This is a genomic window from Streptomyces sp. cg35 (genome assembly GCF_050410835.1).
Taxonomy (GTDB): Bacteria; Actinomycetota; Actinomycetes; order Streptomycetales; family Streptomycetaceae; genus Streptomyces.
On the sequence record NZ_CP191268.1, the window covers coordinates 2,433,093 to 2,451,942 of the forward strand.

Sequence of the window (18,850 nt, forward strand, 5' to 3'; positions counted from 1 at the left end):
GCTGGAGGTTCAGTCTAGGGGGGGTACGAAAGGGTGGGGCAACCGGGCGGTCGGACTTTGTACGCCATCAGAATGGCCGGACGTCCTGATGGCGGGACAGCTCGCTGCCCCCTCCCTCAACTTGACGTACTCGTTGGGGAAACGGTTGCCCCGGATCCTCGTCCGAGTGACATCAAAATCGAAAGATCCTCAGGATTGAGCCTCCCCGCGGATCACCGCGAGCACTCCATCCAGTTCGTCCGGCTTCACGAGGACGTCCCGGGCCTTCGACCCCTCACTCGGCCCCACGATGTTGCGCGACTCCATCAGGTCCATCAGGCGCCCGGCCTTGGCGAAGCCCACGCGGAGCTTGCGCTGCAGCATGGATGTGGACCCGAACTGGGTGGACACGACCAGCTCGGCGGCGGCACAGAGCAGCTCGAGGTCGTCGCCGATGTCCTCGTCGATCTCCTTCTTCTGCTTCGTACCCACGGTGACGTCGTCCCGGAAGACGGGCGCCATCTGGTCCTTGCAGTGCTGTACGACGGCGTGGATCTCGTCCTCGGTGACGAAAGCACCCTGCATACGGGTCGGCTTGTTCGCGCCCATGGGGAGGTACAGGCCGTCGCCCTTGCCGATGAGCTTCTCGGCACCGGGCTGGTCGAGGATGACGCGGCTGTCGGCGAGCGAAGAGGTGGCGAAGGCGAGGCGCGAGGGCACGTTCGCCTTGATGAGGCCGGTGACCACGTCGACGGACGGGCGCTGCGTGGCGAGCACCAGGTGAATGCCCGCCGCGCGCGCGAGCTGGGTGATCCGCACGATGGCGTCCTCGACGTCGCGCGGCGCGACCATCATAAGGTCGGCGAGCTCGTCGACGATCACCAGCAGATACGGGTACGTCTTCAGCTCCCGCTCGCTGCCCTCGGGAGTCTTGAGCTTGCCGTCGCGGATGGCCTGATTGAAGTCGTCGATGTGCCGGTAGCCGAACGCCGCGAGGTCGTCGTAGCGCAGATCCATCTCACGTACGACCCACTGGAGCGCCTCGGCGGCCTTCTTCGGGTTGGTGATGATCGGCGTGATGAGGTGCGGGATCCCCTCGTACGCCGTCAGCTCCACGCGCTTGGGGTCGACGAGGACCATGCGTACGTCCTCGGGGGTCGCCCGCATCATGATCGAGGTGATCAGGCAGTTGATGCACGAGGACTTGCCGGAGCCGGTGGCGCCGGCGACCAGGACGTGCGGCATCTTCGCGAGATTCGACATCACGTAGCCGCCCTCGACGTCCTTGCCGAGCGCGACGAGCATCGGGTGGTCGTCCTCGGCGGCGTCCGCGAGGCGCAGCACGTCGCCGACGTTCACCATCTCGCGGTCGGTGTTCGGGATCTCGATGCCGACCGCGGACTTGCCGGGAATGGGGCTGATGATCCGGACGTCCGGCGACGCCACGGCGTACGCGATGTTCTTGGCGAGGGCCGTGATCTTCTCGACCTTCACGGCCGGGCCGAGCTCGACCTCGTACCGCGTGACCGTCGGGCCGCGCGTGAAGCCCGTGACGGCGGCGTCGACCTTGAACTCGGTGAAGACGTTCGACAGCGAGTCGACGACGGCGTCGTTGGCCGCGCTGCGCGACTTTCCGGGCCCCCCGCGCGTCAGGAGGTCGAGCGACGGCAGCGCGTACGTGATGTCGCCGGCGAGCTGGAGCTGCTCGGCACGCGGCGGCAGGTCGCGCATCTGCTCGGGCGAGGACTTGGTCAGGTCGGGCACGGCGAGCTTCGACGGTGTCGCCTCGGGCTCCTCGGCGGCCTGCTCGGCCTTCTTGCCGCGGGCCGTGGGCACGGGCACCGAGCGCTCCGGCTCGGGCGCCTCCCCCGTACGCTGCCCGCGCTCGCTGCCGACGCCCTGCGTCAGGTCGGCGACCAGGGGCGACGGCGGCATCCCGTGCAGCACGGCACCGTCGAGCGCGGCGGCGGCAGCGGCGGCCACGTCGACGGCGTCCATGGGCCGCTCCATGGCGGGCTGCACGGACGTGCGCCGGGGCCTGCGCCGCTTGGAGAGCGCGTCTTCCTCTATGCGGTCGGGGTCGTACGCCTCCGGAGCCGTGGAGCGCCGCCTCGCGCGCGCGGGGGCGGCCTCGCGCCACTCCTCGTCGTACTCGTCGGCGCCGGGCTCCTGTAGGGCCGTGTCGTCGTGCACGATGCCGAGCTTCACCCCGAGCAGCCGGAGCCGCTGCGGGATCGCGTTGACGGGCGTCGCGGTGACCACGAGCAGACCGAAGACGGTGAGCAGCACGAGCATCGGGACCGCGAGCACCTCGGTCATCGTGAAGCTCAGCGGGGTCGCGGCGGCCCAGCCGATGAGCCCGCCCGCGTCCCTTATGGCCTGCATGCCGTCGTCGCGCGCGGGCGAGCCGCACGCGATGTGGACCTGGCCGAGCACGCCGACGACGAGCGCGGACAGGCCGATGACGATGCGCCCGTTGGCCTCGGGCTTCTCCGGGTGCCGGATGAGGCGTACGGCGATGAGGCCGAGCAGTATCGGCACCAGCAGGTCGAGCCGGCCGAACGCGCCGGTCACCAGGACCTCGACGAGGTCGCCGACAGGTCCTTGCAGATTGGACCAGGTGCCGGCTGCGCAGATCAGGGCGATGCCGAGCAGGAGCAGCGCCAGGCCGTCCTTGCGGTGCGCCGGGTCGAGCCCCTTCGCGCCGCGCCCTATGCCGCGGAACATCGCTCCTACGCTGTGCGCGACGCCGAGCCACAGGGCGCGTACGACCTTGTACAGGCCCCCTGTGGGACTGGGCGCCGGCTTGGGGGCGGGCTTCTTCGCCGCTGCCTTCTTCGCGGGCGCCTTCTTGGCGGGAGCTTTTTTCGCAGGGGCCTTCTTCGCCGGAGCCTTGGTCGGCGCGGCCGCCTTCTTCGCGGGCGTCTTCTTGGCTGCGGGACGTGAGGCCATAGCTGTGAGGTTACCGGGGGAGGCGTCCGCGGACACGTGTGCCCGGTGCTTCACCCTTTTGTGTCGCGAATGGACGGCGCTTGAGCTGACGCGGGCTCAAAGCCCGCACCGCGGCTCAGTTCTGGGACGGCAGGGACGGCGTGCCGCTGCCCGCGCCGGGCTCCAGAGCGTCAAGGGCCCTGCGCAGACCGGTGAGTTTGCGCTCCAGGTGCGCGGCCGTGGCGACGGCCGCCGCGTCCGCCGAGTCGTCGTCGAGCTGCTTGGACAGCGCCTCGGCCTGCTCCTCGACCGCGGCGAGGCGCGCCGACAGCTCGGCGAGCAGCCCCGCGGGCTCCTTCGCGTCGCCGACGGACCTGCCGCCGCCCTCCAGCTGAAGCCGCAGCAGAGCCGCCTGCTCCCGGAGTTGGCAGTTCTTCATGTACAGCTCCACGAAGACCGAGACCTTCGCGCGCAGTACCCACGGGTCGAACGGCTTGGAGATGTAGTCGACCGCACCCGCCGCGTAGCCACGGAACGTGTGGTGCGGGCCGTGGTTGATCGCGGTGAGGAAGATGATCGGGATGTCCCGTGTCCGCTCTCGACGCTTGATGTGCGCCGCGGTTTCGAAACCGTCCATTCCCGGCATCTGAACGTCCAGCAGAATGACCGCGAAATCGTCCGTGAGCAGCGCTTTGAGCGCTTCCTCCCCGGACGATGCCCGCACCAGCGTCTGATCGAGCGCGGAGAGGATGGCCTCCAGCGCCAGCAGATTCTCCGGCCGGTCATCGACCAGGAGGATCTTGGCCTTCTGCACCATGGCCCGCCCTCCTCGCCCCGGCATGGGGCCGCCCCTGTCCGCAGGATTCGGGGAGACTCCTGTCGCCGCCCCAGGGGACGACTCCCTTGCGTCGCCCGTCCTTGTGCCGGTCATCGTAGCCGTACCCCGCCTGTCGCCACACCCTGTCACCGAGATGTCACTGTGCACGTAGCAGAAACGCAGCGGGAGACCAGAAGGTTCCCCGGTTACCGCACTTCTACACGGCCACGGCCACACTCAGTCAGCAACTCCGCGTGAATGTTTCGGATTCCGGTCAGTCACCGCGCATCCACTGCTCCATCACAGACAGCAGATGGTCGGGATCGACCGGCTTCGTGACGTAGTCGGACGCACCCGACTCGATGGCCTTCTCCCGGTCGCCCTTCATGGCCTTCGCGGTGAGCGCGATGATCGGCAGTCCGGCGAACTGCGGCATCCTGCGGATCGCCGTCGTCGTCGCGTAGCCGTCCATCTCCGGCATCATGATGTCCATCAGCACCACGGTCACATCGTCGTGCTGCTCCAGCACTTCGATGCCCTCACGCCCGTTCTCCGCGTACAGGACCGACAGCCCGTGCTGCTCCAGCACGCTGGTGAGTGCGAAGACATTGCGGATGTCGTCGTCGACGATGAGCACCTTCTCCCCACCGAAGTGGAAGGCACGCCTCACCTTGGGTGCGCCCTGCGCCTCCCCGTTCTCCCAGTGCTCCTGAGCGGGCGCCGCCTGCTCCGGGAGCGCCTGGCGCGGCTCGGACGGCGGCGCGGTCTTGCGACGGCGCCTGAAGAGCGCGGCGGCACCGTTCTGGGTCTCCTGGTACGACTTCACCTCGGCCGGGGTCTCCACCTGGGCCGGCTCCGGCGCGGCGTCCAGGGCCAGTGGCCGGCCCGGTTCGACGGCCGGGGCGAGCTGCGTGTACCCCTGGGGCGGGAGCTCGCTCGGGTGCAGCGGCAGGTACAGCGTGAACGTGGAGCCGCGGCCGGGCTCGCTCGCCGCGTGGATCTCACCGCCCAGCAGGCGGGCGATCTCCCGGCTGATGGACAGCCCGAGGCCCGTACCGCCGTACTTGCGGCTGGTCGTGCCGTCGGCCTGCTTGAACGCCTCGAAGATGACCCGCATCTTGCTGGCCGCGATGCCGATGCCGGTGTCCGTCACCGAGAAGGCGATCAGGTCGGCGTCCGCCTCCCTCAACGAGCCCGCTTCCAGGAGCTGTTCACGAATGGCGTTCGGCACATCGGCCCCTGCCGGCCTGATGACGAGCTCCACGGCGCCCGAGTCGGTGAACTTCACCGCATTGGAGAGCAGGTTGCGCAGCACCTGAAGGAGACGCTGTTCGTCGGTGTGCAAGGTGGTGGGCAGTTCCGGCGAGACCCTTACGGAGAAGTCGAGTTGCTTCTCCGCGGTCAGCGGACGGAACGTGGCCTCTACGTAGTCGACGAGTTGCACCAGGGCGATGCGCGTCGGCGAGACGTCCATCTTGCCCGCCTCGACCTTCGACAGGTCCAGGATGTCGTTGATCAGTTGGAGCAGGTCGGAGCCCGCTCCGTGGATCGTCTCGGCGAACTCGACCTGCTTCGGGGTGAGGTTCGAGTCGGCGTTGTCGGCGAGCAACTTGGCGAGGATCAAGAGGGAGTTGAGCGGCGTGCGCAGCTCGTGCGACATGTTGGCGAGGAACTCGCTCTTGTAGCGCATCGACACCGCGAGCTGCTCGGCGCGCTCCTCCAGGACCTGCCGCGCCTCTTCGATCTCGGTGTTCTTCACTTCGATGTCGCGGTTCTGCTGGGCGAGCAGTTCGGCCTTCTCCTCCAGTTCGGCGTTGGACGCCTGGAGGGCCTTCTGCCGGTTCTCCAACTCTGCCGAGCGCTCCCGGAGTTGCTCGGTGAGCTCCTGCGACTGCTTCAGCAGCACCTCCGTCTTCGTATTGACGGAGATCGTGTTGACGCTCGTCGCGATCATCTCGGCGATCTGCCCCAGGAAGTCCTTCTGGATCTGCGTGAACGGCGTGAACGACGCCAGCTCGATCACGCCGAGCACCGTGCCCTCGAAGAGCACGGGGATCACGATGACCTGCGCCGGCGGCGCCTCACCGAGCCCCGAGGCGATCTTCAGGTAGCCGCTGGGCGCGTTGTCCACGAGGATCGTGCGCCGCTCCTGCGCGGCGGTCCCGATGAGCGTCTCTCCGGGGCGGAAGGACGTCGGCATGGAGCCCATGGAGTAGCCGTAGCTGCCGAGCATGCGCAGTTCGTACGCGTCCTCGGGCGCCGTCGTCGGGTCGGCGACGTCGTCCAGGGGCAGCGCCAGGAAGAACGCGCCGTGCTGCGCGGAGACGACCGGCGTCAGCTCGCTCATGATGAGCGAGGCCACGTCGTCGAGGTCCCGGCGGCCCTGCATCAGGCCGGAGATGCGGGCCAGGTTGCCCTTGAGCCAGTCCTGCTCCTCGTTGGCGATCGTGGTGTCGCGCAGGTTCGAGATCATCTTGTTGATGTTGTCCTGCAGGACCTGGATCTCGCCCGCCGCGTCGACATCGATCTTCAGGTTGAGGTCGCCGCGGGTCACCGCGGTGGCGACGGCCGCGATGGCACGCACCTGACGGGTCAGGTTCCCGGCCATCTCGTTCACGGACTCGGTCAGGTCGCGCCACGTGCCGTCCACGTCGCGCACCCGGGCCTGGCCGCCCAGCTGGCCCTCCGTGCCCACCTCGCGGGCCACCCGGGTGACCTGCTCGGCGAACGACGACAGCTGGTCGACCATCGTGTTGATCGTCGTCTTCAGTTCGAGGATCTCGCCGCGCGCGTCGATGTCGATCTTCTTGGTCAGGTCGCCCTTGGCGATGGCGGTCGTGACCATCGCGATGTTGCGCACCTGACCGGTGAGGTTCGAGGCCATGCCGTTCACGGACTCGGTGAGGTCCTTCCACGTGCCGGCCACGCCGGGGACGCGGGCCTGGCCGCCGAGGATGCCGTCCGTGCCCACCTCGCGGGCCACCTTGGTGACCTGGTCGGCGAACGAACTCAGCGTCTTCACCATCGTGTTGAACGTGTCGGCGAGCTGCGCGACCTCGCCGCGGGCCTCGATGGTGACCGTACGGGTCAGGTCGCCGTTGGCCACGGCGTTGGCGACCTGGGAGATGTTGCGCACCTGCATGGTCAGGTTGTTGGCCATCAGGTTGACGTTGTCGCTCAGGTCCTTCCAGATACCGGTGACGCCCGGAACCCGTGCCTGGCCGCCGAGTTGGCCCTCGGTGCCCACTTCGCGGGCCACCCGGGTCACCTGCTCGGCGAACGACGACAGCTGGTCCACCATCGTGTTGACCGTGGTGACGAGTTCGAGGATCTCGCCCTTGGCGTCGACGGTGATCTTCTTGGAGAGGTCTCCGCGCGCTACAGCTGTAGTGACCTCGGCGATGTTGCGCACCTGAAGGGTCAGGTTGTTCGCCATGCCGTTCACGGACTGCGTCAGGTCCTTCCACGTACCCGACACACCCTGCACCTCGGCCTGTCCGCCGAGGATGCCGTCCGTACCCACCTCACGGGACACCCGCGTCACCTGCTCGGCGAAGGCCGACAGCTGATCCACCATCGTGTTGAGGGTGTTCTTCAGCTCAAGGATCTCGCCCCGCGCGTCCACGTCGATCTTCTGCGACAGGTCACCGCGCGCCACCGCCGTGGCGACCTGCGCGATGTTGCGCACCTGGGCCGTGAGGTTGCCGGCCATGCCGTTCACGGAGTCCGTCAGGTCGCGCCACACACCGGCGACGCCGGGCACCTGCGCCTGTCCGCCCAGGCGCCCCTCGGTGCCCACCTCGCGGGCCACGCGGGTCACCTGGTCCGCGAACGCGGAGAGCTGGTCCACCATCGTGTTGATGGTGTTCTTCAGTTCGAGGATCTCGCCCCGCGCGTCGACATCGATCTTCTGGGAGAGGTCACCGCGCGCTACAGCTGTAGTGACCTGGGCGATCTGCCGCACCTGTGAAGTCAGGTTCCCCGCCATGAAGTTGACGGAGTCGGTGAGTTCCTTCCACGTACCGCTCACACCGTCCACACGGGCCTGACCGCCGAGGCGGCCCTCCGTGCCCACGTCGCGCGCCATACGGGTCACCTGGTCGGCGAAGCTGGAGAGCTGGTCCACCATCGTGTTCACGGTGTTCTTCAGCTGGAGCATCTCGCCGGAGACGTCGACGGTGACCTTCTGCGACAGGTCACCGTTGGCCACCGCCGTCGTCACCTGGGCGATGTTGCGCACCTGACCGGTCAGGTTGCGGAAAGCCGTGTTGACGGAGTCGGTGAGGTCCTTCCAGGTGCCGGCCGCACCCGGCACCAGCGCCTGGCCGCCCAGTTCACCCTCGACGCCGACCTCGCGCGCCACGCGCGTGACTTCGGAGCCGAAGGCCGACAGCTGGTCGACCATCGTGTTGACGGTGTTCTTCAGCTCCAGCATTTCACCGGCGACGTCGACGGTGACCTTCTGCGAGAGGTCACCGCTCGCCACCGCCGTCGTGACAGTGGCAATGTCACGCACCTGCGTGGTGAGGTTCCGGAAGACCGTGTTGACGGAGTCGGTGAGGTCCTTCCACGTACCGGCGGCGCCCGGCACATTGGCCTGGCCGCCGAGCTGGCCCTCGGCACCGACCTCGTTGGCGACCCGGGTGACCTCGTCCGCGAACGTACGCAGCGTCTCGGTCATCTGGTTGATCGTCTCGGCGAGCTGGGCGACCTCGCCGCGCGCCGACACCGTCACCTTCTGCGACAGGTCACCGTTCGCTACAGCTGTAGTGACCTGAGCGATCCCTCGCACCTGGGCGGTCAGATTGCCGGCCATAAGGTTCACCGAATCGGTGAGGTCCTTCCACACACCGGCCACACCGGGCACCTGCGCCTGCCCGCCCAGCTCGCCCTCGGTGCCCACCTCCCGAGCCACCCGTGTGACCTCGGAGGAGAACGACGACAGCTGATCGACCATCGTGTTCACGGTGTTCTTCAGCTCGAGCATTTCGCCCGCGACGTGAACCGTGACCTTTCGCGACAGGTCACCCTTGGCCACCGCGGTCGTGACGAGAGCAATGTCACGCACCTGAGCGGTGAGCCGGTACGCCATCGTATTGACCGAATCCGTGAGATCTTTCCACGAACCGGACATCCCACGAACGCGTGCCTGTCCACCGAGCTTGCCCTCGGTACCCACCTCACTGGCCACGCGCGTGACCTCGTCGGTGAAGGTGGAGAGCTGGTCGACCAGGTTGTTGACGGTCCGCCCGACCTTCAGGAACTCGCCGCGCAGCGGGTGCCCCGCCCCCTCCGGCACCTGTGCACGCAGCTCCATGCGCGGCGACAGATCGCCCTCCGCGACCGCCGTGAGCACCCTGCCGACCTCGGAGACAGGTCGTACGAGGTCGTCGACGAGCGCGTTCGACGCGTTGATCGCGGCGGCCCAGGAGCCCTCGCAGGCGCCCGCCTCCAGGCGCTCGGTGAGCTTGCCCTCCCGCCCGACCGTTCGCCTGACCCGGGACAGCTCACCGGTCAGATGGAGATTCCGGTCGGCCACCTCGTTGAAGACGGCAGCGATCTCCGACATCACGCCGTCGCCGTTGACGGTGAGCCGCTTGCGGAAGTTGCCGTCCCGCATGGCGACGAGACCGGCCAGCAGTCTGTTCAGCGCCGCGGTGTCCACTGTTGTGGTCCCATTACGCGACTTGTGCTGTTTACTCAGGGACTGTCCGCCTTCTGCGCGCGTTTTCCTGCCCCGCGTCGCTGCGCCAGACTCCACTGTGTCCCTCCCGCAGGGGTCGACCTGAACTGCTCGGCTTGCTCGGGTTCGCTTCTACCGTCGCATCGGCTTTCCAATGCGTTCTCTCCGGAAGCTTGCCCAGTGTTTCACCATGGCTGAACCAGGCCATAACAGTTCGGCAGCTTCGCACACCGTCCGCACACCCTCCGGACGGAAACACTGACGACCGGCATCCGCATGGACGGCGAAGGTAAGTAACCTTGCATGCGGCTGTCCACCCACCCCGGTCCGCCCGGCCTGGGTGGTGGCGGAAAACGAGCGGGCATCGGAGGGGCGGCCGAGACATGGGTACGGGAGACCTGGGCCTCGACACTCGAACAGCGAGTACGACTCGTACAGGGAGTTCTGTGATCACCGCGCGCGCGGCTGCCACCTTCGAACCGGTCGGACGGTCCGTCGCCACGGCCCGCTCCTTTGTACGCGACACCCTGCAGGGGTGGGGCTACGCCGACATCATCGACGACGCCGTGGTCCTGACCAGCGAACTCGTGACAAATGCCGTCGTTCACGCGGGCACGTCCGCGGAGGTTCTGTGCCTGCGCAGTGACGACCACATCCGTATCGAGGTCTCCGACCGCTATCCGGAGCGCGAGATCCCGCTTCAGTCCTCCGCGATCAACATGGGCAGCCCCGACCGCGAGGGCGGCCGCGGTCTCCAGCTCTGCGCGGCTCTGGCGGGCCGCTGGGGCGTCGACTATTCGGCCACGCACAAGCAGGTCTGGTTCCAACTCGACCTGCCCGAGCGCTCGGTCGGCACGCGCGCCGCGGGCCCCGTGCTCCCCACGGACCTGCTGCCCCTCGCCGACGAGCGCGTCCGTGTCGCCGTCGTACAGATCGAGAAGTCCGGTGCGATCACGGCGTGGAACGAGGACGCGGAGCACCTCTTCGGATATGTGGCGGAGCAGGTCATCGGCAAGCCCCTCACCGATCTCGCCGCGTGGCCGCACACCCCCGGCACCAGCACGGGCATCGCCGACGCGCTCCAGCTCTCCCGCTGGGAGGGCAGCTACGGCATCCGCAGCGCCAGCGGCCGTGTGGCTCCCGTGTACGCGTCTCACTTGCGTGTCCGCGACACCGACGGCGAACCGTCGACGGTCTGTCTCCTCGTACGCGACCACGAGCGCGCCGTGCTGCAGACGCCGCTGCGCCTCCCGGCAGCCGACAGTTCCGCCCACTCCGAGAGTCAGGGCCCGGACGCCTTCGAGGTCTTCATCGGGTCCCCGGCACCCGACGACCTGGACGGACTTCTCCAGCGCACGGTGGAGCGCGCTCGGGACATGCTCGACGGCGACTCCGCGTTCCTGCTGCTGGCCACGGACGACGAGACGGAGCTGGAGGTCCGCGCCTCCACCGGACTGCCCTCGGCCCGCCAGCGCTTCGCCCGGGTCCCGGTCGAGGTCGGCCCGGGCCGCTACGGTTCGGCGCGGATGCCGGCCGTCCACGAGGACCTGTCCCAAGTACCGGGCGCGGTCCCGCTGTTGAACGGCACGGGCATGCGTTCGGTCGTCACCGTTCCGCTGAAGGTGGAGGGCCGTCTGACCGGCTCGCTCGGTGTCGCGGCGGAGTCCCCCGACCGCTACTCGAACGAGGAGGCCCTGCGTCTCCAGTTCGCTGCCGACCGCATCGCCATGGCGGTCGAGTCGGCCCGCCTGGGCGAACTCGAGAAGCTGCGCCGTGGCTCCCTCAGCTTCCTCGTCGAGGCCTCCGACCTGCTGGCCGGCACCCTCGACCGGGACCAGACCCTGGCCCTCATGGCGCAGATGACGGTCCCCACCCTCGCCACCTGGTGCGCGGTCTACATGATCGCCGACCAGGCCTCGGAGCCGCACCTCTCCTATGTCCTGCACGAGGACGAGGACCGCATCGACGGCCTCAAGGCGCTGCTCTCCAAGATCTCCCCGCCTGAACCCGTGCCGACCCCGGGTGCCCGCGTGTGGGCGGCTCCGGCGGAGGCGGCGCACCAGGCGGCGCTCCGCACCTCCATGCGCAGCCTCGGCCTCGGCGAACCGGCCAGCGTCAGCTCGGGCATCGGCACCACGCTCGCCACGGCTTCCGCGGTGGGCGGCGAGACGGTGGTCCTCCCCCTGGTCGCCCGCAACCGCGTGATCGGCATGCTGACGCTGGGCAAGCCCACGGACGAGCACTTCCGCCAGGAAATCCTGGAGCTGGCCGAGGACTTGAGCCGCAGGGCCGCCCTCGCTCTGGACAACGCGCGGCTGTACTCGGAGCGCATGGCCATCAGCCAGTCCCTCCAGCGCAGCCTCCTCCCGCCGGAGCTCCCGCACGTCCCGGGCGTCGAGGTGGAGGTCATCTACCGCGCGGCCGGCGAGGGCAACGAGGTCGGCGGTGACTTCTACGATCTCTTCCCGATCCGCGACGGCGCGTACGGCTTCGCGATCGGCGATGTCTGCGGCACGGGCCCGGAGGCCGCGGCCGTCACCGGCCTCGCCCGGCACGCCTTGCGCCTGCTGGCCCGCGAGGGCTTCGGCGGCCCTGCCGTCCTGGAGCGCCTGAACGCGGCGATCCTGGACGAGGGCGCCCGCAGCCGCTTCCTGACGCTGCTTTACGGCGAGCTGTGGCCGCAGGAGGACGGCTCGGCGGTCCTCAAGATGGTCTGCGCCGGCCACCCGCTCCCGCTCCGTCTGCGCCAGGACGGCACGGTCGAGGCGTACGCGGAGCCGCAGCCGCTGCTCGGCGTCATGGACGACCTGGAGCTGTACGAGCAGACGATGACGCTCGACCCGGGCGACGTCCTGCTCTGTGTCACCGACGGCATCACGGAGCGCCGTGAGGGCACCCGCATGCTCGGCGACGACGGCCTGGCCGAGGTCCTGTCGACGTGTACGGGTCTGACGGCCGGCGCGGTCGCCGCCCGCATCATGCGCGCGGTGGAGCGCTTCGCCGCGGATGCCCCGTCGGACGACATGGCGATCCTCGCCATGCGTGTGCCCGGTATCCAGCACGACTGACGGCGCGGGTTCAGCCCGGGCGGGGGCGGGGGCAACGGAAAAAGGCCCCCGCCCGATCAGGGCGAGAGCCTCAATTCCTGAGCCCCCAAGCGGAATCGAACCGCTGACCTTCTCCTTACCATGGAGACGCTCTACCGACTGAGCTATAGGGGCCTGTTGCTCTCTGCGGTTTCCCGCTCGGCAACGAAATAGATCATACCTGAAGTTCAGGCCCTCTAAAACCGCCGGTCTAGAAGGCCGGTTGCAGCAGTCCTCCGAGTGCGTTGCAGGCCGACACCACTCGCTGCAGCTGTCTCTGCGACATCATTCCGTCGACGGGCAGCGCCAGCGTCTCGTCAGCGGCCCGCTCGGTCTCGGGCAGCGCCACATCGCGACGGAACGCCGACAAGCGGTGCACAGGCGTCTTCACCGGCACACTGCACTCGACTCCCTTGCCCCGTAGGAATCGTGCGAAGGCGTCCCGGTCGGGCCGCCCGTTCCCGGGCACCCGCACGACGTACTGCTGATAGGTGTGTCCTTCGTGCCCGAAGGGCGTCCGTACTCCGCTCAGCCGCCCGCTCAAGTAGGCGGCGTGGCTCCGTCGTTGAGCCACTTCGTCGTACGGCTTCTCGGACTCGCCCTGCTCCAGTACGAGGAGCCCGTGCCCGCGGCTGAGTTCTCGCAGCCGTGCGACATCGGCTCTCTGTCCGAAGCGGTGGACGGCGACGACGGCCGCGGTCCGCTCAGTCAGGCGGCTGGCGACGTACGAGGGATCGATGCAGTACGTGTCCGGGTCGATGTCCGCGAAGACAGGGGCTGCACCGGCCCGCACGACGGCTTCGGCGACCTCGGGGTTGCCGAAGGCCGGCACGATCACTTCATCACCGGCGCCGACGCCTGCGGCCTGCAGCATTGCAAGTGTGCCCATGACCTGGATGGTGGTCGCAGAACGTGAACAAGAAGTGACGCACAACAAAAAAGCCTCAACCCCCGAGTGAATACTCGGGGGTTGAGGCTTTATTCAAAATTAGTTCGGCGGCGTCCTACTCTCCCACAGGGTCCCCCCTGCAGTACCATCGGCGCTGTAAGGCTTAGCTTCCGGGTTCGGAATGTAACCGGGCGTTTCCCTCACGCTATGACCACCGAAACACTATGAAACTGTCAACCGCACCGCATATGTGACCCATGCGGGGTTGTTCGTGGTTTCAGAACCAACACAGTGGACGCGAGCAACTGAGGACAAGCCCTCGGCCTATTAGTACCAGTCACCTCCACACCTTACGGTGCTTCCAGATCTGGCCTATCAACCCAGTCGTCTACTGGGAGCCTTAACCCCTCAAAGGGGGTGGGAGTCCTCATCTTGAAGCAGGCTTCCCGCTTAGATGCTTTCAGCGGTTATCCTTTCCGAACGTAGCCAACCAGCCATGCCCTTGGCAGGACAACTGGCACACCAGAGGTTCGTCCGTCCCGGTCCTCTCGTACTAGGGACAGCCCTTCTCAAGACTCCTACGCGCACAGCGGATAGGGACCGAACTGTCTCACGACGTTCTAAACCCAGCTCGCGTACCGCTTTAATGGGCGAACAGCCCAACCCTTGGGACCGACTCCAGCCCCAGGATGCGACGAGCCGACATCGAGGTGCCAAACCATCCCGTCGATATGGACTCTTGGGGAAGATCAGCCTGTTATCCCCGGGGTACCTTTTATCCGTTGAGCGACGGCGCTTCCACAAGCCACCGCCGGATCACTAGTCCCGACTTTCGTCCCTGCTCGACCCGTCGGTCTCACAGTCAAGCTCCCTTGTGCACTTACACTCAACACCTGATTACCAACCAGGCTGAGGGAACCTTTGGGCGCCTCCGTTACCCTTTGGGAGGCAACCGCCCCAGTTAAACTACCCATCAGACACTGTCCCTGATCCGGATCACGGACCCAGGTTAGATATCCAGCACGACCAGAGTGGTATTTCAACGACGACTCCCCCTGAACTGGCGTCCAGAGTTCACAGTCTCCCACCTATCCTACACAAGCCGAACCGAACACCAATATCAAACTGTAGTAAAGGTCCCGGGGTCTTTCCGTCCTGCTGCGCGAAACGAGCATCTTTACTCGTAGTGCAATTTCACCGGGCCTATGGTTGAGACAGTCGAGAAGTCGTTACGCCATTCGTGCAGGTCGGAACTTACCCGACAAGGAATTTCGCTACCTTAGGATGGTTATAGTTACCACCGCCGTTTACTGGCGCTTAAGTTCTCAGCTTCGCCAAGACGAATCTTGACTAACCGGTCCCCTTAACGTTCCAGCACCGGGCAGGCGTCAGTCCGTATACATCGCCTTACGGCTTCGCACGGACCTGTGTTTTTAGTAAACAGTCGCTTCTCGCTGGTCTCTGCGGCCACCCCCAGCTCAGAGTGCAAGACTCATCACCAGGAATGGCCCCCCTTCTCCCGAAGTTACGGGGGCATTTTGCCGAGTTCCTTAACCATAGTTCACCCGAACGCCTCGGTATTCTCTACCTGACCACCTGAGTCGGTTTAGGGTACGGGCCGCCATGAAACTCGCTAGAGGCTTTTCTCGACAGCATAGGATCATCCACTTCACCACAATCGGCTCGGCATCAGGTCTCAGACTCATGTGAACCGGATTTACCTGGATCACGTCCTACACCCTTACCCCGGGACAACCACCGCCCGGGCTGGACTACCTTCCTGCGTCACCCCATCACTCACCTACTACCAACTTGGGCCGGCGGCTCCACCACTTTCCATTCCCCGAAGGGTCCGGAACGGCTTCACGGCCTTAGCATCACTGGATTCGATGTTTGACGCTTCACAGCGGGTACCGGAATATCAACCGGTTATCCATCGACTACGCCTGTCGGCCTCGCCTTAGGTCCCGACTTACCCTGGGCAGATCAGCTTGACCCAGGAACCCTTAGTCAATCGGCGCACACGTTTCTCACGTGTGTATCGCTACTCATGCCTGCATTCTCACTCGTGAACCGTCCACCACTAGCTTCCGCTGCAGCTTCACCCGGCACACGACGCTCCCCTACCCATCACAGCAGGCGTTGGCCCTCTTGCTGCAATGACACGACTTCGGCGGTACGCTTGAGCCCCGCTACATTGTCGGCGCGGAATCACTAGACCAGTGAGCTATTACGCACTCTTTCAAGGGTGGCTGCTTCTAAGCCAACCTCCTGGTTGTCTCTGCGACTCCACATCCTTTCCCACTTAGCGTACGCTTAGGGGCCTTAGTCGATGCTCTGGGCTGTTTCCCTCTCGACCATGGAGCTTATCCCCCACAGTCTCACTGCCGCGCTCTCACTTACCGGCATTCGGAGTTTGGCTAAGGTCAGTAACCCGGTAGGGCCCATCGCCTATCCAGTGCTCTACCTCCGGCAAGAAACACACGACGCTGCACCTAAATGCATTTCGGGGAGAACCAGCTATCACGGAGTTTGATTGGCCTTTCACCCCTAACCACAGGTCATCCCCCAGGTTTTCAACCCTGGTGGGTTCGGTCCTCCACGAAGTCTTACCTCCGCTTCAACCTGCCCATGGCTAGATCACTCCGCTTCGGGTCTTGAGCGCGCTACTGAATCGCCCTATTCGGACTCGCTTTCGCTACGGCTTCCCCACACGGGTTAACCTCGCAACACACCGCAAACTCGCAGGCTCATTCTTCAAAAGGCACGCAGTCACGAGATATGTGCAAGCACATATCCGACGCTCCCACGGCTTGTAGGCACACGGTTTCAGGTACTATTTCACTCCGCTCCCGCGGTACTTTTCACCATTCCCTCACGGTACTATCCGCTATCGGTCACCAGGGAATATTTAGGCTTAACGGGTGGTCCCGCCAGATTCACACGGGATTTCTCGGGCCCCGTGCTACTTGGGTGTCTCTTAAACGAGCCGCTGACGTTTCGACTACGGGGGTCTTACCCTCTACGCCGGACCTTTCGCATGTCCTTCGCCTACATCAACGGTTTCTGACTCGTCCCACGGCCGGCAGACCGTAGAAAAGAGATCCCACAACCCCCACGACGCAACCCCTGCCGGGTCTCACACGCCGTAGGTTTGGCCTCATCCAGTTTCGCTCGCCACTACTCCCGGAATCACGGTTGTTTTCTCTTCCTGCGGGTACTGAGATGTTTCACTTCCCCGCGTTCCCTCCACACTGCCTATGTGTTCAGCAGCGGGTGACAGCCCATGACGACTGCCGGGTTTCCCCATTCGGAAACCCCCGGATCAAAGCCTGGTTGACGACTCCCCGGGGACTATCGTGGCCTCCCACGTCCTTCATCGGTTCCTGGTGCCAAGGCATCCACCGTGCGCCCTTAAAAACTTGGCCACAGATGCTCGCGTCCACTGTGCAGTTCTCAAACAACGACCAACCACCCGTCACACACCAAGAACCTTGGCGCTTTACCGGGGCCGGCATTGAGGTCGGGAACAAGTCCGTACCCTCAGATACCCAACAGCGTGCCCGACACCCTCGCCGCTTCCCTCAACGTTCCACGCTCACAAGGAGCAGTACTGGAAGGAGAAGACGATCAAGTGTGCCGAATAATCAACGTTCCACCCATGAGCAACCAGTGCGAGACATTCGCTCGCATGCTGGCCTCTGACCGAGCAAGCCCGGTAAGAAGTGCTCCTTAGAAAGGAGGTGATCCAGCCGCACCTTCCGGTACGGCTACCTTGTTACGACTTCGTCCCAATCGCCAGTCCCACCTTCGACAGCTCCCTCCCACAAGGGGTTGGGCCACCGGCTTCGGGTGTTACCGACTTTCGTGACGTGACGGGCGGTGTGTACAAGGCCCGGGAACGTATTCACCGCAGCAATGCTGATCTGCGATTACTAGCAACTCCAACTTCATGGGGTCGAGTTGCAGACCCCAATCCGAACTGAGACAGGCTTTTTGAGATTCGCTCCACCTCGCGGTATCGCAGCTCATTGTACCTGCCATTGTAGCACGTGTGCAGCCCAAGACATAAGGGGCATGATGACTTGACGTCGTCCCCACCTTCCTCCGAGTTGACCCCGGCGGTCTCCTGTGAGTCCCCATCACCCCGAAGGGCATGCTGGCAACACAGAACAAGGGTTGCGCTCGTTGCGGGACTTAACCCAACATCTCACGACACGAGCTGACGACAGCCATGCACCACCTGTACACCGACCACAAGGGGGGCACTATCTCTAATGCTTTCCGGTGTATGTCAAGCCTTGGTAAGGTTCTTCGCGTTGCGTCGAATTAAGCCACATGCTCCGCTGCTTGTGCGGGCCCCCGTCAATTCCTTTGAGTTTTAGCCTTGCGGCCGTACTCCCCAGGCGGGGCACTTAATGCGTTAGCTGCGGCACGGACAACGTGGAATGTTGCCCACACCTAGTGCCCACCGTTTACGGCGTGGACTACCAGGGTATCTAATCCTGTTCGCTCCCCACGCTTTCGCTCCTCAGCGTCAGTATCGGCCCAGAGATCCGCCTTCGCCACCGGTGTTCCTCCTGATATCTGCGCATTTCACCGCTACACCAGGAATTCCGATCTCCCCTACCGAACTCTAGCCTGCCCGTATCGACTGCAGACCCGGGGTTAAGCCCCGGGCTTTCACAACCGACGCGACAAGCCGCCTACGAGCTCTTTACGCCCAATAATTCCGGACAACGCTTGCGCCCTACGTATTACCGCGGCTGCTGGCACGTAGTTAGCCGGCGCTTCTTCTGCAGGTACCGTCACTTTCGCTTCTTCCCTGCTGAAAGAGGTTTACAACCCGAAGGCCGTCATCCCTCACGCGGCGTCGCTGCATCAGGCTTTCGCCCATTGTGCAATATTCCCCACTGCTGCCTCCCGTAGGAGTCTGGGCCGTGTCTCAGTCCCAGTGTGGCCGGTCGCCCTCTCAGGCCGGCTACCCGTCGTCGCCTTGGTGAGCCACTACCTCACCAACAAGCTGATAGGCCGCGGGCTCATCCTGCACCGCCGGAGCTTTCAACCCCCTCAGATGCCTGAAGGAGTGTCATCCGGTATTAGACCCCGTTTCCAGGGCTTGTCCCAGAGTGCAGGGCAGATTGCCCACGTGTTACTCACCCGTTCGCCACTAATCCACCCCGAAGGGCTTCATCGTTCGACTTGCATGTGTTAAGCACGCCGCCAGCGTTCGTCCTGAGCCAGGATCAAACTCTCCGTGAATGTTTCCCCGTACTCGGGGTGACACCACGAGAGCGGAACAAGGAGAGGAATAATCCCCTTGTTCACAGCGTCCTCGCTGTGCGCCTACCAGCCACCAGGACCGGCAGGACTTTTTCAAAGGAACCTCAACTCACCGAAGTGAGTCGGGGTATCAACATATCTGGCGTTGATTTTTGGCACGCTGTTGAGTTCTCAAGGAACGG

Annotated in this window: 5 protein-coding genes, 1 tRNA gene and 3 rRNA genes; 1 reads left to right on the forward strand and 8 read right to left on the reverse strand. The window is 65.2% G+C overall.

Annotated features, from left to right (window positions below):
* Window positions 1-189 precede the first annotated feature (189 nt).
* The 3 genes from ACQUQD_RS11195 to ACQUQD_RS11205 form a co-directional block, all read right to left on the reverse strand.
* Entirely contained in the window at window positions 190-2,931 is a 2,742-nt protein-coding gene (locus ACQUQD_RS11195; RefSeq protein WP_428951902.1) for a DNA translocase FtsK, read from the reverse strand.
* Between the two features lie 115 nt (window positions 2,932-3,046).
* Window positions 3,047-3,727: a response regulator gene (locus ACQUQD_RS11200; RefSeq protein WP_428951903.1), complete on the reverse strand. Its 681-nt coding sequence runs from the start codon at window positions 3,725-3,727 to the stop codon at window positions 3,047-3,049.
* A 274-nt stretch (window positions 3,728-4,001) separates the two neighbouring features.
* The gene (locus ACQUQD_RS11205) at window positions 4,002-9,488 is read right to left on the reverse strand and encodes a HAMP domain-containing protein (protein ID WP_428951904.1); all 5,487 of its coding nucleotides are present in this window, start codon (window positions 9,486-9,488) and stop codon (window positions 4,002-4,004) included.
* Window positions 9,489-9,856: 368 nt separating this feature from the next.
* Here ACQUQD_RS11205 and ACQUQD_RS11210 point away from each other — a divergent pair, with 368 nt between their 5' ends.
* Window positions 9,857-12,478, forward strand: coding sequence for a SpoIIE family protein phosphatase (locus ACQUQD_RS11210; protein ID WP_428951905.1), 2,622 nt, complete (start codon window positions 9,857-9,859; stop codon window positions 12,476-12,478).
* A gap of 80 nt (window positions 12,479-12,558) precedes the next feature.
* Here ACQUQD_RS11210 and ACQUQD_RS11215 read toward each other — a convergent pair.
* The 5 genes from ACQUQD_RS11215 to ACQUQD_RS11235 all read right to left on the reverse strand — a co-directional run bounded on the left by ACQUQD_RS11215 (window position 12,559) and on the right by ACQUQD_RS11235 (window position 18,647).
* Window positions 12,559-12,631: transfer RNA gene (locus ACQUQD_RS11215), tRNA-Thr, on the reverse strand.
* A gap of 76 nt (window positions 12,632-12,707) precedes the next feature.
* Entirely contained in the window at window positions 12,708-13,370 is a 663-nt protein-coding gene (locus tag ACQUQD_RS11220) for a DegT/DnrJ/EryC1/StrS family aminotransferase (RefSeq protein ID WP_428957522.1), read from the reverse strand.
* 117 nt (window positions 13,371-13,487) lie between these two features.
* Window positions 13,488-13,604 (reverse strand): 5S ribosomal RNA (gene rrf, locus ACQUQD_RS11225).
* Window positions 13,605-13,692: 88 nt separating this feature from the next.
* Window positions 13,693-16,813: ribosomal RNA gene (locus tag ACQUQD_RS11230) — 23S ribosomal RNA — on the reverse strand.
* A 308-nt stretch (window positions 16,814-17,121) separates the two neighbouring features.
* Window positions 17,122-18,647 (reverse strand): 16S ribosomal RNA (locus ACQUQD_RS11235).
* Together the 16S, 23S and 5S rRNA genes form the textbook arrangement of a ribosomal RNA operon.
* Between the last annotated feature and the right edge of the window lie 203 nt (window positions 18,648-18,850).

Excerpts from the sequence above, each read along its gene's own strand:
- ACQUQD_RS11195 (WP_428951902.1), bottom strand. The coding sequence starts at position 2,931 with ATGGCCTCACGTCCCGCAGCCAAGAAGACGCCCGCGAAGAAGGCGGCC.
- ACQUQD_RS11200 (WP_428951903.1), bottom strand. The coding sequence starts at position 3,727 with ATGGTGCAGAAGGCCAAGATCCTCCTGGTCGATGACCGGCCGGAGAAT.
- ACQUQD_RS11220 (WP_428957522.1), bottom strand. The coding sequence starts at position 13,370 with ATGCTGCAGGCCGCAGGCGTCGGCGCCGGTGATGAAGTGATCGTGCCG.